This window comes from Kitasatospora sp. NPDC059577 (assembly GCF_042735475.1).
Lineage (GTDB): Bacteria > Actinomycetota > Actinomycetes > Streptomycetales > Streptomycetaceae > Kitasatospora.
Genome location: NZ_JBHWBZ010000074.1, coordinates 5,882 through 19,627, shown reverse-complemented (window position 1 = coordinate 19,627; position 13,746 = coordinate 5,882). Strand labels below are relative to the sequence as shown.

14 protein-coding genes are annotated in these 13,746 nt (G+C 75.6%); 9 read left to right on the top strand and 5 right to left on the bottom strand.

The window, feature by feature from the left end:
- Positions 1 to 33: 33 nt before the first annotated feature.
- Positions 34 to 843, bottom strand: coding sequence for an SAM-dependent methyltransferase (locus ACFV0O_RS36575; protein ID WP_380348429.1), 810 nt, complete (start codon positions 841 to 843; stop codon positions 34 to 36).
- Between ACFV0O_RS36575 and ACFV0O_RS36570 the strand changes: the two genes are divergently transcribed.
- The 6 genes from ACFV0O_RS36570 to ACFV0O_RS36545 all read left to right on the top strand — a co-directional run bounded on the left by ACFV0O_RS36570 (position 842) and on the right by ACFV0O_RS36545 (position 5,469).
- Complete coding sequence (locus ACFV0O_RS36570) at positions 842 to 1,309, top strand: MarR family winged helix-turn-helix transcriptional regulator (protein ID WP_380348427.1); 468 nt, start codon at positions 842 to 844, stop codon at positions 1,307 to 1,309. The genes ACFV0O_RS36575 and ACFV0O_RS36570 overlap by 2 nt on opposite strands.
- 183 nt (positions 1,310 to 1,492) lie before the next feature.
- Complete coding sequence (locus tag ACFV0O_RS36565; RefSeq protein WP_380348425.1) at positions 1,493 to 2,173, top strand: hypothetical protein; 681 nt, start codon at positions 1,493 to 1,495, stop codon at positions 2,171 to 2,173.
- Between the two features lie 179 nt (positions 2,174 to 2,352).
- Complete coding sequence (locus ACFV0O_RS36560; protein ID WP_380348423.1) at positions 2,353 to 3,051, top strand: hypothetical protein; 699 nt, start codon at positions 2,353 to 2,355, stop codon at positions 3,049 to 3,051.
- 137 nt (positions 3,052 to 3,188) lie between these two features.
- A complete protein-coding gene (locus ACFV0O_RS36555) occupies positions 3,189 to 3,890 on the top strand; it encodes a hypothetical protein (protein WP_380348421.1) in 702 nt (233 codons plus the stop codon).
- 162 nt (positions 3,891 to 4,052) lie between these two features.
- On the top strand, positions 4,053 to 4,769 hold the full coding sequence (locus tag ACFV0O_RS36550) for a hypothetical protein (protein WP_380348419.1): 717 nt from the start codon (positions 4,053 to 4,055) through the stop codon (positions 4,767 to 4,769).
- A 124-nt stretch (positions 4,770 to 4,893) separates the two neighbouring features.
- The gene (locus ACFV0O_RS36545; RefSeq protein ID WP_360267915.1) at positions 4,894 to 5,469 is read left to right on the top strand and encodes an XRE family transcriptional regulator; all 576 of its coding nucleotides are present in this window, start codon (positions 4,894 to 4,896) and stop codon (positions 5,467 to 5,469) included.
- Between the two features lie 142 nt (positions 5,470 to 5,611).
- Here ACFV0O_RS36545 and ACFV0O_RS36540 read toward each other — a convergent pair whose 3' ends face one another.
- Positions 5,612 to 6,508 (bottom strand): dihydrodipicolinate synthase family protein, encoded by an 897-nt coding sequence (locus ACFV0O_RS36540; protein ID WP_380348417.1) that lies wholly within the window; start codon positions 6,506 to 6,508, stop codon positions 5,612 to 5,614.
- A 1-nt stretch (position 6,509) separates the two neighbouring features.
- A complete protein-coding gene (locus ACFV0O_RS36535; RefSeq protein WP_380348415.1) occupies positions 6,510 to 7,349 on the bottom strand; it encodes an aldolase in 840 nt (279 codons plus the stop codon).
- Positions 7,350 to 7,984: 635 nt separating this feature from the next.
- Between ACFV0O_RS36535 and ACFV0O_RS36530 the strand changes: the two genes are divergently transcribed.
- From ACFV0O_RS36530 to ACFV0O_RS36520, 3 genes are all read left to right on the top strand, one after another.
- The gene (locus ACFV0O_RS36530; RefSeq protein WP_380348457.1) at positions 7,985 to 9,109 is read left to right on the top strand and encodes a PP2C family protein-serine/threonine phosphatase; all 1,125 of its coding nucleotides are present in this window, start codon (positions 7,985 to 7,987) and stop codon (positions 9,107 to 9,109) included.
- Positions 9,110 to 9,230: 121 nt separating this feature from the next.
- Positions 9,231 to 10,658: a phytoene desaturase family protein gene (locus ACFV0O_RS36525; protein ID WP_380348413.1), complete on the top strand. Its 1,428-nt coding sequence runs from the start codon at positions 9,231 to 9,233 to the stop codon at positions 10,656 to 10,658.
- A gap of 198 nt (positions 10,659 to 10,856) precedes the next feature.
- A complete protein-coding gene (locus ACFV0O_RS36520) occupies positions 10,857 to 11,579 on the top strand; it encodes a phosphatase PAP2 family protein (protein WP_380348411.1) in 723 nt (240 codons plus the stop codon).
- Between the two features lie 4 nt (positions 11,580 to 11,583).
- On the opposite strand, the gene ACFV0O_RS36515 is transcribed toward ACFV0O_RS36520, so the two are convergent.
- Positions 11,584 to 12,261, bottom strand: coding sequence for a response regulator transcription factor (locus ACFV0O_RS36515; RefSeq protein ID WP_360267933.1), 678 nt, complete (start codon positions 12,259 to 12,261; stop codon positions 11,584 to 11,586).
- On the bottom strand, positions 12,258 to 13,568 hold the full coding sequence (locus ACFV0O_RS36510; protein WP_380348409.1) for a sensor histidine kinase: 1,311 nt from the start codon (positions 13,566 to 13,568) through the stop codon (positions 12,258 to 12,260). Before ACFV0O_RS36510 ends, ACFV0O_RS36515 begins: the two co-directional genes overlap by 4 nt.
- Between the last annotated feature and the right edge of the window lie 178 nt (positions 13,569 to 13,746).

Sequence of the window (13,746 nt, the reverse complement as noted above, 5' to 3'; positions counted from 1 at the left end):
ACGGGGAGCGACGGGCGGGCCCGACGGGAGTGCTCAGTCCTCCGGCTGCCGGACGGCCTCGATGAACCCCGCGACGGAGGAGCGCGACAGCGGCCGGCCGTACGTCTCCGCCAGGCGCTCCAGGAGGGTGATCCCGGTGCTCCAGCCGTGCCGGTCGAGCCACTCGTGGGTGTCGGGGCCGAGCCCGCCGCGCCACAGGTCGGTGATGTGGGCGACCGCCGGGTCGTGCGGGGTGGTGCCGACGTCCCGGCCCTTCTCCAGCAGCAGCCGGCTGCCGGGGGCGGCCAGAGCGGCGACGGCCGTGAGCAGTCCGGCGGCCTCCTCGGGCGTGAGGTAGACCAGCAGGCCCTCGGCCAGCCAGGCCGAGCGGCGCGACGGGTCGAAGCCGGCCGCGACCAGGCGGGCGGGCCAGTCCCGGTCCAGCAGGTCGGCGGGCAGGGTGGTGCGGCCGCTCCTCGGCACGGCGCCGAGTCCGCCGAGGACCTGCTCCTTGAAGTCCAGGACCGGGCCCAGGTCGAGCTCGAACACCCGGGTGCCGGCGGGCCAGTCCAGCCGGTAGGCGCGGGTGTCGAGGCCCGCCGCGAGCAGCACGACCTGGTCGGCCCCGGCGGCGAGGAGGCGGTCGTCGTAGAAGCGGGTACGCAGGACGCCCTGTGCGGCCAGGGCCTTGGCGAAGCCGCCGGCCGGGCCGGTGGCGGGCAGCGGGACCTCTGCGGCCGTGACGAAGGCGGCGGCGTACGGGTCGACGAAGAGCGGGTCGGGGCGGGAGCTCTCGTAGGCCCGGACCAGGGCGACGGACAGGGCGGTGCGGGACACCGGGCTGAGCGGTTCGGTGGTCGTCATGTCCGCAATCTACATCGCTACCGATGCATCGGTGAAGATGTATTCTGCCGCCATGGACGGCGTGCAACTCCTCAGACTCGGCAAGCGCTTGACCGAACTCGGCCGCGCGATGATCACCGACCCGGCGTCCGCGCACCTCACCGCCGCGGAGATCGCCGTGATCGCCGACGTGTACCGCCACCCCGCCACCTCCGTCCAGGAGATCCGGGTCCGCACCGGCTTCGCCCAGAGCCACGTCTCCGGCTCCGTCGCCCGGCTGCGCGAGGCCGGCCTGCTCGACGCCGCCGCCGACCCGGCCGACGGACGGCGCACCCTGCTGACCGTCTCCGAGCGCGCCCGCACCGCCGTGCGCACCCACGTCGCCCGGCCCGCGGAGCCGGTCATCGCGAAGGCCGTCCCGGACCCGGAACAGGCCCGCCGGGTCACCGAACTGCTCGACGAACTCGCCGTCCTCCTGCTGCCCTGACCGGCGGACCGGCCCGTCGCCGCACCGGCCCGCCGGCCCACCGGTCCACCCGGCAGAACTTCCACAAGCGCGTCACAAGCGGGCCGGGCCCCTCCCCCGCCCGCCCGCGCCCTGGGATCATCCCCGCGGGGCCTCGGGGAGCTGCCCGGGGACGCGATCGTGGGGGTTGCGATGGAGACGTGGATGAGGGACCCGGGGGCACCCGGCGGATCCCGGCCGGACACCGGAGCGGGTGTCCGCGTGCTCGCGCGGGGAGTACTCGTCCTGGCGGGGCTGGCCGTCACCGCCCTCGGCTTCGCCTGGTTCGTCGACACCTACGACCGGACGATCGCCTACCGGCACGCCCCGGTGTGCGCCACGGCGGCCGCCGCACCGGGCACGGACTGCGTGCGGCACGAGACCGGCAGGGTGACGGCGGCGAGGGCCCTCGACGAGGACGCCCGCGAACTGCGGATCGCGCGCGAGTCCGCGCCCACCGACAGGTACGAGGTCGGCAAGGCCTTCTACGAGGCCGTGGAGATCGGCACGGACGTGGACCTGACGGTCTTCCGGGGCCGGGTCGCCGAGGTCTCCTACCGGGGGCACCGCGCGGCGAACCCGATCCGGCCCTGGCAGACCAGCGTCAAGGTCGCGCTCCTGGTCGCCGCAGGCTCGGCCCTGACCGTCCGCGGCGCGTCCGGGCCGCGCCGGAACGCCCGGCGCGTCATCCTCGCCGGCGCCGGCTGGGTCGCCTTCCTGTCCGCCCTCGGCGGCTTCGCCGTCCTGTCGTCGCAGGGGCCGTTCGTCGTCTCCCTCGGTGTCCCCCTCCTCGGCTGGCTGGGCGCGACCGCCATCACCACGCTGATCGCCGTCACGGACGACTGACGCCCGGCCCCCGCCCGCGGCGCCGGCGCCGGCCCGGCCCCAGCCCCGGCCCCGGCCCCGGCCGGAGTTCCACAACTGGGTGACAAGAAAGCCGAGTTGCTCCCACCGGCGGCCACCTCCCTGGAATCATTCCTGCTGGGCACCGGGGAGGTGCCCGGGCCGCGATCGAGGGGGTTGCGATGAACGCGCGGATCGAGGACGCGAAACCGGTCGGTCGACTCCGGCGGGTCGGCGCGCCGGTCCTCCACGGGCTGGCGCGGGGCCTGCTCCTCCTCACGGGGCTGGCCGTCACCGTCCTCGGCTTCACCCGGTACGTCGACGCGTACGACGGGGTGGGCGCCCCCCGGCACGCCCCGACGTGCGGAACGGCAGCGGCGGCACCGGGCGCGGACTGCCTGCGGCACGAGACCGGCAAGGTGACGGCGGGTCGCGTCGACAACAGCAACGACGCCCCCGGCCACTGGCTGACCGTGGCCCGGGAAACGGCGGGCGAACACGAGTACCCCGTCGGCAAGGCCTTCTACGACGACGTGGAGGTCGGCACGGACGTGGACGTCACGGTCTTCCGGGGCCGGGTCGCCGAGGTCTCCTACCGGGGGCACCGCGCCCGGAACCCGAGCACGCCCTGGCTGGCCTCCACCGAGATCGCCCTCCTGGTCGGCCTGGGATCGGCCCTCACCGCCTACGGCCTGACCCGCGCGCGTCCCGCCACGGAGGCGACGCCCGTCGGCATCGCCGCCTTCATCACCTTCCTGTCGTTCTTCGGCAACCTCGTCCTCGTGTCGACGCAACTGCCGCTCGCCGTCACCCTGGCCGTCCCCGCCCTCGCCTGGCTGGCCCTGACCGCCGGGAGCACGGCCGCCGCCCGCAACGGCTGACGCACCGGGCGCCCACCGGCCCGAGGTGCACAGCTGCGTCACAAGTGGGCCTGATCACTCCCGGCACGGACCGGATCCCTGGAATCATCCCCGGTGGGCATCGGGGAGGTGCCCGGACCGCGATCGAGGGGGTTGCGATGAACGCGCGGATCGAGGACGCGAAACCGCCCGGCCGCCGGCCCCGGGTCTCCGGAAAGGTCGTCGCCCGCGTCCTGGCTCGGATCCTGCTCGTGGTGGCGGGCCTGTCCACCGTCGTCGCCGGGTTCGGCTGGTTCCTGGACACCTTCCACGCGGTGGACGCCTACCGCTCCGCACCGCAGTGCGGCACGGCCGCCGCCGCACCGGGCGCGCCCTGCGTGCTCCGCGAGACCGGGAGGGTGACCGCGCGGTCCACCTCCACCAGCGACGACTCCGTCTCCTACCACCTGAGCGTCGCCCGGGAGACGGCGCCCGACGGCTCCTTCTCCGTCGGCAAGGCCTTCTACGACGACGCCCGCGTCGGCACGACCGTGGACCTCACGATCTGGAACGGCCGCGTGGTCGAGGTCTCCTGGCACGGGCACCGCGCCCCGACGCGCGACATCCCCGCCCTCGCCGCCCTCAAGCTCGCCGGCCTGATCGGCGCGGCGTCGGCCGTGCTCGTCCACGGGCTGGCCTGGCCCCGCCTGGGGGCGGCGGCGGTGGCACCGGCGGCCGGCTTCGTGATCGCCGTCTCCGCCTTCCTCGGCAGCGTCATGCTCTTCGCCGCCCAGTGGCCCATGATCATCACCCTGGGTGTCCCCGTCCTCGGCTGGCTGTTCGTGGTCGTCATCAGCACCTCGATCGCGCACGAGATCTGACCCCTTCCCGGTCCGGGGCCGGTCCGCCCCGGACCGGACCGGGACTTCACAACTGCGGTACGGCCGAACGGGGTTGCTCGACCGTCGGCCGCCCGTGCTGGAATCATCCCGGGGCACGGGGCACCGGGGAGGTGCACCGGGAAAACGATCGACGGGGGTGCGATGAAGAAGCGGATCGAGGACGAGGGGCGATACGGCGGAACCGGGTGGGCCACCGGGCCGGTCGGCCGGTGGCTGGCCCACGGCCTGCTCGTGGCGCTGGGCCTGGCCGTCACCGCCCTCTGCTTCCGGTGGTACGTGGACACCGACCAGGAGGTGAACGCCCACCTCACCGCACCGACCTGCGGCACGGCGGCCGCCGCACCCGGCGCGGACTGCCTGCGCCACGAGAGCGGGAAGGTGCGGTCCAAGAACTCCCGCGAGAGCAACGACTCCACCATCTGGGAGCTGACGGTGTCCCGGGAGTCCGGGGCCACCGCCACGTACGCCGTCGGCGAGGCGTTCTACGACGACGTGACGGTGGGCACGGACGTGCAACTGGGGCTCTGGCGGGGCCGGGTGGCCGAGGTCTCCTACCACGGGCACAGCGCCGAGAACCGGAGCCGGCCCTGGCTGGCCCTCCTCGGAGTGGCCCTGCTGGCCGGCCTGGGATCCGCCCTGACCGCCTGCGGCCTGGCCCGGCCGCGCCGGAACGCCGTGGCGGCCTCCGCCGTCGCCTCGGCCACGGCTTCGATCTGGACCGCCGTGTTCGCGTTCTTCGGCGCCTCCGCCCTGCTGTCCGGCCCCGTGCCCTTCGTCATCGCCGTGGGCGTTCCCGTCCTCGGCTGGCTGGCGATGGCCGCCGTGGCCACGGTGTACACCGCGGCCGCCGCCGACTGAGGGGCCCGAGTCGCCGCAGGTACCGGACGGTGCGCCGGACCCGGCACCGGACCGACCGCGCCGACGGCCCGCGGATCAGCGGTGGGATACTGGACCGGACGATTCCGCGGGTGAGGGGTGACGCATGAGCGGCAGACTGCGGGTGCTGCGGAAGCAGAACCGGCTCAGCCTGGAGGCGCTCGCCGAACAGGTGGGCGTCACCAAGAGCTACCTCTCCAAGGTCGAGCGCGGCCTCAGCGACCCGTCGATCTCGACCGCGCTCAAGCTCGCCCACGCCCTCAACGTCGATGTCGGCCGGCTGTTCTCGGACGAGGTGGAGCCCGAACTCGTCACCGTCGTCCGGGCCGGCGAACGCACCCCGATCGCCGACGGGGCCGGCCCCGGCACCCCGCACTACGAGGGCATCGCGACCGGCCTCAGCGGCAAGCGGATGGTGCCGTTCGTGATGTACCCGCCGACCGACGCAACCGGATCGGCCTACAAGTCCCACGCGGGCGAGGAGTTCCTGTTCGTCCATGCGGGCACGGCGGAGCTGGAGTTCCCCGAGCGGACGGTGCGGCTCGGCCCCGGGGACAGCGTGTACTTCAACTCGGCGCTGCCGCACCGCTGCCGGAGCACCGGCGCGGAGCCGGCCGAGATCCTCGTGGTCATCCACGACGACCCGGCCGGCCCCTCGGAGCGGGTCCCCACCCTGCCCTGACGCACGACGGGACCGCGGGGCCCATAGCGTCGCGGGCCCGCGGCGTCACGGCGTTGCGGCGTTGCGGCGTCGCGGGCCCGCGGCGTCACGAGCCCACGGCGTTACGGGCCCACCGGGTCACGGGGGGCACGCGCTCACCGGCTCAGCGGTCCGCGCCCGCCTCGGCGAGCAGTCCGGCCAGTTGCTTCGTCCGCTCCTCGTCCAGCGGCAGCAGCGGGTGCCGGGGCTCCCCGACGTCCAGGCCGCGCAGGGCCAGGCCCGCCTTGACGGTGGTCGGCAGGCCGCCGCCGAGCAGGAACTGCAGCACCGGCAGCTGCCGGTAGAACACCTGGCGGGCCGCGTCCAGGTCGCCGGAACGCACCGCCCGGTACAGCTCCAGGGTGAGCTCCGGGACCACGCAGGGCGCCGCCGTGCACCAGCCGGCCGCGCCCGCCGCGAAGGCCTCCAGCGCCAGCGGGTTGGAGCCGTTGTAGAACGGCAGTGCGCCGTCGGAGAGTTGGGCGAGCCGGTGCATCCGCTGGATGTCGCCGCTGCTCTCCTTGACCATGGTGATGTTCTCGACCCGGTCGACCAGTCGGTGCAGCAGCTCCGGCGGGAGGTCCACCCCGGCGGTGGCCGGGTTGTTGTAGACCATCAGCGGGATGCCGATCGCGCCGGCGACCTCCTCGTAGTGCCGGGTGATCTCCCGCTCGTCCAGCTTCCAGTAGGACAGCGGCAGCACCATCACCACGTCCGCGCCGACGTGTTCGGCGTACCGGGCCCGGCGGACGGCGCTGCGGGTGGTGAGGTCGGCGATGCCGACGACGGCGGGCACCCGGCCGGCCACGGCGGAGACCGCGGCCTCGGTGACGTCGAACCACTCCCGGTCGTCGAGGTAGGCGCTCTCCCCGGTGGACCCGAGCGGGGCGATCGCGTGGCACCCGGAGGCGATCAACCGGTCGATCAGCTCGGCGAGCCGCCCGAGGTCGGGGCTGCCGTCGGTGCGGGAGAACGGGGTCACCGGGTAGGCGATGATCCCTTCGAGGGCGGTCGCGGGCATCTCAGGAGTCCTTCCGGGCAGGGGCGGGGGTGGTCGGGCCCTGGAGGCCGGGCGCGCGGTCCACGGCGTCGCCGTGCCCCGCCCGCAGGGCCCGGCGGGCGTAGTAGGCGAAGTTCGCCTGGCCGCGCTTGGGGGTGGAGATCCAGTCGTGCGCCTCCTGCGCGAGCAGTCCGGGGATCTCCCGGATCTTCCCGGCGGCGCTCGCCAACAGCTGGAGCCGGGCGGCCCGTTCGAAGAGCAGGGCCAGGGTGCAGGCCTCCTCGACCGTCCCGGTGGCGACCAGCTGGCCGTGGTGCGCCAGCAGGAGCGCGCGCTTGTCGCCGAGGGCGGCGGCGATGGTCTCGCCCTCCTCGTTGCCGACCGGGATGCCGGGCCAGTTCTCCAGGAACGCGCAGTCGTCGTACAGCGGGCAGGTGTCCATGTGCGAGACGACCAGCGGGGTCTCCAGCATCGACAGCGCGGAGATGTGCAGCGGGTGGGTGTGGATGATGCAGTTGACGTCCGGTCGGGCCCGGTAGACCCAGCTGTGGAAGCGGTTGGCCGGGTTGGCCATCCCGTCGCCCTCCAGGACGTCGAGGTTCTCGTCCACCAGCAGCAGGTTGGATTCGGTGATCTCGTCGAAGCCGAGTCCCAGACGCTGGGTGTAGTAGGTGCCGGGGCGTTCGGCGCGGGCGGTGATCTGCCCGGCCAGACCGGAGTCGTGTCCGGCGTCGAACAGGATGCGGCAGGTCAGGGCGAGCTTCTGACGCACCGTCCAGCCGCTGTCGGGGATCGCGGACCGCATCCGGCGGTGGGCGAGTTCCACCAGTTCGGACTTGCCCGCCTCGAACGTGTCGGCCATGCCGTGGTTCTCCTTCACTTCCCGGGGGTGCCGGCCCCGCCAGGCGCCCGACGGCGCGCCTCGCGAGGACACGATGTTCACCATAGGACACAACGTGTCCTTCGTCGACCGTCGGCACCGGTCCCGGCACAACGACAGGACGGCGAGGCGGCCGCGCAGCAGCGCGGAGCCCTCGGCCGGGTCGCCGAGCTCGGCGAGGGTGGCGATGGTGGCGACGACGTCGCGGGCGAGCCGCTCCGGATCGGCCGGGACATGATCCGACGGTTCGTCAGAATCACTTTCCTGCAGTGGAGTTGACGCAGCGGTCCGGATCGCCAGGACACCCCGTCGACGACACCAAATCCCCCGCACTTCAGCACAGTTGCCGCCCTGACCCCCGGGCGGGGAGCGGTCGGCCGCGGATCCGCGCAGGTGACGGCCCGGGAGCGGAGGCGACTGGTCCGATCGTGCGACGACGGGGGCGCGGCGCCGGTACGGCTCCTCCGGTGCCGGACCGGTCCCCTAACGTGGGGCGCGACGGCTCCGCCCCACGGCTTCGCGCCCGGCGCGGGGGTGGAGACCAGGGCCGGCGTCCATCACCGCCACGGCCCGCGCGAGGCCCCGGGGAACGTCGGGCCGAGGAGGAACGGTTGCGGGTGGTTTCCCTGGAGACGCAGCGGTCGCACCTGCCACTGCTGGTCCGGTACGGCCACCGCTCCTGGCTGGTGCCCGCGGCGCTGCTCGCCGCGGTGGTCGGTGTGGACGCCGCGACGCCGCCCGCCTTCGCGTCCGTCAGCTGGCTGGTCCTGGTGCCGGTGATCGCCGCCGGCCTCTGCGGTCCGCTGATCTCCTCGGTGTTCGCCGCGCTGGCGATCGCCGCCTGCCCCGCGGTGGACACCATCTGGGGCAAGTCCCAGGGGATCGAGGACTTCCTCCTGGTGATCGCCGGGGCCGCCCTCGCGGTGCCGCTCAGCATCTACCGTGCCCGGGCCGCCGTCTACGTCCGCCACCTGCAGGGCACCGCCGAGACCACCCGGCAGGTGGTGCTGCGCCCGGTGCCGCCGGGCTGGGGCGGCGTCGACTCCGCGGCACGCTACCTGTCGGCGGACGTCGAGGCCCGGGTCGGCGGCGACTTCTACGACGTCCTGGCCACCCCGTACGGCGCGCGGGTCGTCCTCGGCGACGTCCAGGGGAAGGGGCTGCCGGCCGTCTCCACCGCGGCGGCCCTGGTCGGCTGCTTCCGGGAGGCGGCGTACCACGAGGAGGACCTGGCCACCGTCGCGTCCTGGCTGGAGGAGCGGCTGCACCGGCAGAACGTGCTGTCCGTCCGGCTGGGCGCGCAGGACGAACGGTTCACCACCGCCGTCGTCATCGCCTTCCCCGAGGACGCGCCGGACGAGGTCGAGGTGATCAACTTCGGCCACGACAGCCCCCACGTCGTGGGCCCGGCCGGAGTGCGGCAGCTGCCGCCCGGCAACGGCGCACCGATCGGCCTCGCCCACCTGGCGGGTGGCCTCCCGCCCGTCCGGCGGGTGCGCCTCGGCCCGGACGAGACCGTGCTGATCGTCTCCGACGGGGTGACCGAGGCCCGCGACCGGCAGGGCGCCTTCTTCGCCCTGCGCACGCACCTGGACCGGCTGGCCGGCACGCCCGCGGCGGCCGACCCGCAACGGCTGGTGGACGACGTCGCCGACGCCGTCGTCCGGCACACCGGCGGCCGGCTGACGGACGACACCGCGCTGCTCGCCGTCCGGCGGCCCGCCAGGGACGCACCGCGTTGAGCCCCGCGGCGAGCCCGGTCCCGCCCGGTCCGGAACGATCCGGGCCGCCCGGGCGCGGCTGCTCCCGCGCGGACCGCCCCGGCCCGGATCCCCCTGCTCCGACACCCCTGGGAGGCAGCACATGACCGATGCCGTCGTCGTCGGCTCCGGGCCCAACGGCTTGGCCGCCGCCGTCACGCTCGCCGAGCACGGGCTGGCGGTCACCGTGCTGGAAGCCGCCGAGGAGATCGGCGGCGGCGCCCGCAGCGGCGAGACCACCCTGCCCGGCCTGCTGCACGACCACTGCTCGGCGGTGCACCCCTTCGGCGTGGCCTCCCCCCTGCTGCGCTCCCCCGACCTCGCCCGGCACGGCCTGGAATGGCTCTGGCCCGACGTCGACCTGGCCCACCCGCTGGACGGCGGGGACGGGGCCGCCGCCGGGCGCCCGCTCCGCGACAGCGCACGCGCCCTGGGGCCCGACGCCGACGCCTGGCTGCGGGTGTTCGCCCGGCCGAGCGGCCGCTTCGACGACCTGGCCGGGGACGTGCTGCGCCCGCTCCTGCGGGCGCCGCGGCACCCACTGCTGCTCGCCGACTTCGGCCGCCTGGCCGTCCGGCCCGCCACCCGGCTCGCCCGGCGCTGGCGCACCGAACGGGCCAGGGCCCTGTTCGCCGGGGCCGCCGCGCACGCCTTCCAGCCGCTCCACCGGCCGCTGACCTCCGCCGTCGGCCTGCTGCTGCTCGCCGCCGCGCACCACCGCGGCTGGCCGGTCGCCCGCGGCGGCTCCGGCCGGATCACCGCGGCCCTCGCGGCGCGGCTCGCCGAACTCGGCGGGCGCGTCGAGACCGGGCACCCGGTGCGCTCGCTGGCCGGCCTGCCACCGGGCGCACTCGTCCTGCTGGACGTCGCCCCCGGCGCGGCGGCCGACCTCTGCGGTGACCGACTGCCCCCGCGGGTACGGCGCGCGTACCGGCGCTGGCGCTACGGGCCGGCCGCCTTCCGGATGGACTTCGCGGTGGCGGACGGCGTCCCGTGGCAGCACCCGGACTGCCGCCGGGCCGGGACCGTCCACCTCGGCGGCACCCTGGAGGAGGTCGCCCACGCCGAACGGGAGACCGCCCGCGGCCGGATGCCCGCACGCCCCTTCGTGCTGGTGGCCCAGCAGTACCTCGCCGACCCGGGCCGCTCACACGGCGACGTCCACCCCGTGTACGCCTACGCCCACGTGCCGCACGGCTACGCCGGGGACGCCTCCGGGGCCGTGCTCACCCAGCTCGAACGCTTCGCCCCCGGTTTCCGGGACCGGGTCCTGGCCACGACCACCGTCCCCACCCACCGGCTGCCGCGCCACAACCCCAACCTCGTCGGCGGCGACATCGGCACCGGCGCCAACACCCCCCTGCAGACCGTCCTGCGTCCGCGCCCCGCCCTCGACCCGTACGCCACCGGCATCCCCGGCGTCTACCTCTGCTCCGCCGCCACCCCGCCCGGCGCCGGCGTCCACGGCCTGTGCGGGGTGCACGCGGCGCGGTCGGCCCTCCGGCACCTGGGGATCGCACTGCTGCGCTGAACGGTCGCTGCACCGAACGGCCGGTCCGCCGAACGGCCACCCGGTGCTCGCGGCGGCCACGACACCGAACGGTCATGGCGTGGCTGCGCCGCGCCCGGCGGTGCGTGCGGCAAGCATGGGTCCGGGCCCGTCCCTCCGGTCGGCTGCCCCGGCCGGAGGCCCGGCCGCCCCCGTCCCCCGACGAAAGGCGCCGTGCCGATGGACCGCTCCGCCGGGAACGCCCGCCCGCCCGGCGGCCCGTGGCCGCTCGTCGCGGCCCTCGCGGCGTCGCTGTTCACGGCGCTGACCGTGCTGCTCGCCACCCGTGGCTGGGCGCCGTTCCCCTTCGAGCGGGCCGCCGTCGACTGGAGCGTCGCCCACCGGCCGTATCCCGCCCGGAGCGCGGCCGTCGCGCTCACCCGGCTCGGCTCGGGCCCGGTGCCCTACCTCCTCGTGCTCATCGCCGGGGCCGTCACCTTCAGGGCCGCCGCCGTGCCACGGGGCCGGCGCCGCGCCGCCCTGCAGCTGACCGCCCCGGTGCTGTGGCTGATCGCGGGCCAGCTGGTGCGGCTGGGCGTGATGCACGCCTGCGCCCGGCCCCGGCCGCCACAGACGGACTGGGCGACGGACGCGTCCGGGTTCTCCTTTCCCTCCGGGCACTCCTTCACCTCCGCGGTCAGCGCCGGACTGCTCGCGCTGGCCGTGGCCCGGGCCCACCCGGCGGCGGCCCGGGAGGCGACCGCGGGCGCGGTCCTGTTCACCGTCGCGATCGGCCTCAGCCGCGTGTACCTCGGGGTGCACTGGCCGCTGGACGTCCTCGGCGGCTGGCTCCTCGCCCTCTGGTGGCTCGCGGTCGGCGCCGTGGTGCTGCGCCCGCTCCAACGCGCCGCGCCACCCGTGGCCGCGCCACCGGCGGCCGCGCCGGAGCCCGGCGGTCGGTGAGCGCTCAGACCGGGGGCTGCGGGCGGGTCAGTCCGCGGTCGTAGGCGAAGATCACCGCCTGGACGCGGTCCCGGGCGCCGATCTTGCCCAGCACCCGGCTGACGTGCGTCTTGACGGTCGACTCCGCCAGCACCAGGCGCTGGGCGATCTCGCCGTTGGTCCAGCCCTGGGCGATGGCGACCAGGATCTCCCGTTCGCGGTCGGTGAGCGCTTCGAGCCGGGGGTCGGCGGCGGGCGCCACGCCCGCCGGGCGGACCGGGAGCCGGTGGGCGTAGGCGTCGAGGAGGCGCCGGGTGATGGCCGGGGCGACGACGGCGTCGCCCTCGGCGACGGAGCGGATCCCGGAGAGCAGTTCCTCGGGGCGGGCGTCCTTCAGCAGGAAGCCGCTGGCGCCGGCGCGCAGCGCGGCGTGGGCGTACTCGTCGAGGTCGAAGGTGGTCAGCACGAGGATGCGGGAGCGGCCGCCGCCGGCGACGATCCGGCGGGTCGCCTCGATGCCGTCCATCCCGGGCATCCGGATGTCCATCAGGACGACGTCGGGCCGCAGGTCGGCGGTGAGCCGGACGGCCTCGGTGCCGTGGGCGGCCTCGCCGACGACCTCGGTGTCGGGCTGGCTCTCCAGCAGCATCCGGAAGCCGTAGCGCTGGAGCGGCTGGTCGTCCACGATGAGGACGGTGGTCACGTCGGGCCGCCTGTCGGGTCGGGGGTGAGGTCGAGCACGGCCTCCACGGTCCATCCTGCACCGGGACCGGGGCCCGCCGTGACCGAGCCGCCGTACAGGGCCGCGCGTTCGCGGATGCCGGCGAGGCCGTGGCCCTCGCCGCCCGGGTGCGCGGGTGTGCCGGTGCCGGGGGGCGGGCCGTTGTCCTGGACGCGGACCCGCAGCCGGTCGGCGCCGGCGGTCAGGGTGACGTGGGCCCGGGTGTCGGGGCCGGCGTGCTTGAGGGTGTTGGTGAGCGATTCCTGGACGATGCGGTAGGCCATCAGCTGCATGCCGCGGTCGAGGCGGTCGAGGTCGCCGCCGGCCGTGTACACCACCTGCGGTCCGGCGGCGCGGATGCGGGCGCACAGCCCGTCGAGGTCGGCGATGCCCGGCTGCGGCGTGAACTCGGCGGTCTCGTCGCCCTGGTCGCGCAGCACGCCGAGCATGCGGCGCAGTTCGCCGAGGGCCTGGCGGCTGGTGTCGCCGATCAGCAGCAGGGCTTCCCGGCCGCGTTCGGGGGCGGCCTGGGCCGCGTACGCCCCGCCGTCGGCGAGGGTGACGATGACGGACAGGTTGTGGCCGATGATGTCGTGCATCTCGCGGGCCACCCGGGTGCGCTCGGTGGCCGTGGCGAGCCGGCTGCGCTGGTCGCGCTCGATCTCCAGGCGGGCCGCGCGTTCGCGCAGTCCGGCGAGCTGGGCGCGGCGGATGCGGACCGCGATGCCGAGCGCCACGGCCGCCGTCGCGGCGCTGAACAGGAAGAACAGCGCGTCGCCGACGGGCAGGCCGCCGTCCGACACGGCCGCGGCGACCACCGCGACGGCGCCGACCATGGCCGCGCACGACCAGGCCAGGTGCCGCAGCCTGCCGTGCAGGGCCAGGCTGTAGAGCGCCACCAGCAGGGCGACGTCGGCGCGCAGGCCGACGTTCATCGACCACTGCAGGACGAACACCGCCATGATCGCGACGAACGCCGCCGCGGGCCGGCGGCGGCGCCACAGCAGCGGGACGACCAGGCCCGCCTGCAGCGCCAGCGTCCCGGGCAGCGGCAGCCGGGTCAGGACGATCCGGTGCTCGCGCGGCCCGTCGTCGCCGTGCCCGTGGAGGAGGTCGGGCAGGCAGAACAGCAGGACGACGGCCGCGACCACGGCGGCGTCCAGCACCCAGGGGTGGTCACGGTCCGCCTGCCGCACCCGCTGGCCGATCCGGGCCAGACGGGCGAACAGCGGACCGGACAGGACCTCGGCCCCGGTGGACGGGCCCGTGGAGGTGGCGTACTCGCTCACCGGTGGCACCTCCCTCATCGGTGTGTGCGCTTCACGCTCATCGGTCTGTGCGCTTCACGAACGTGGAGTGGGGGGGGGGGGGGGTGGGGGGGCGCCCCCCCCCGCGCGGGGGGCGGGGGGGCGCCCCCCCCCCCCCCCCGGCGCGGGGGGCCCGGCCGGCGGGGGGGCCCCCCCCCCC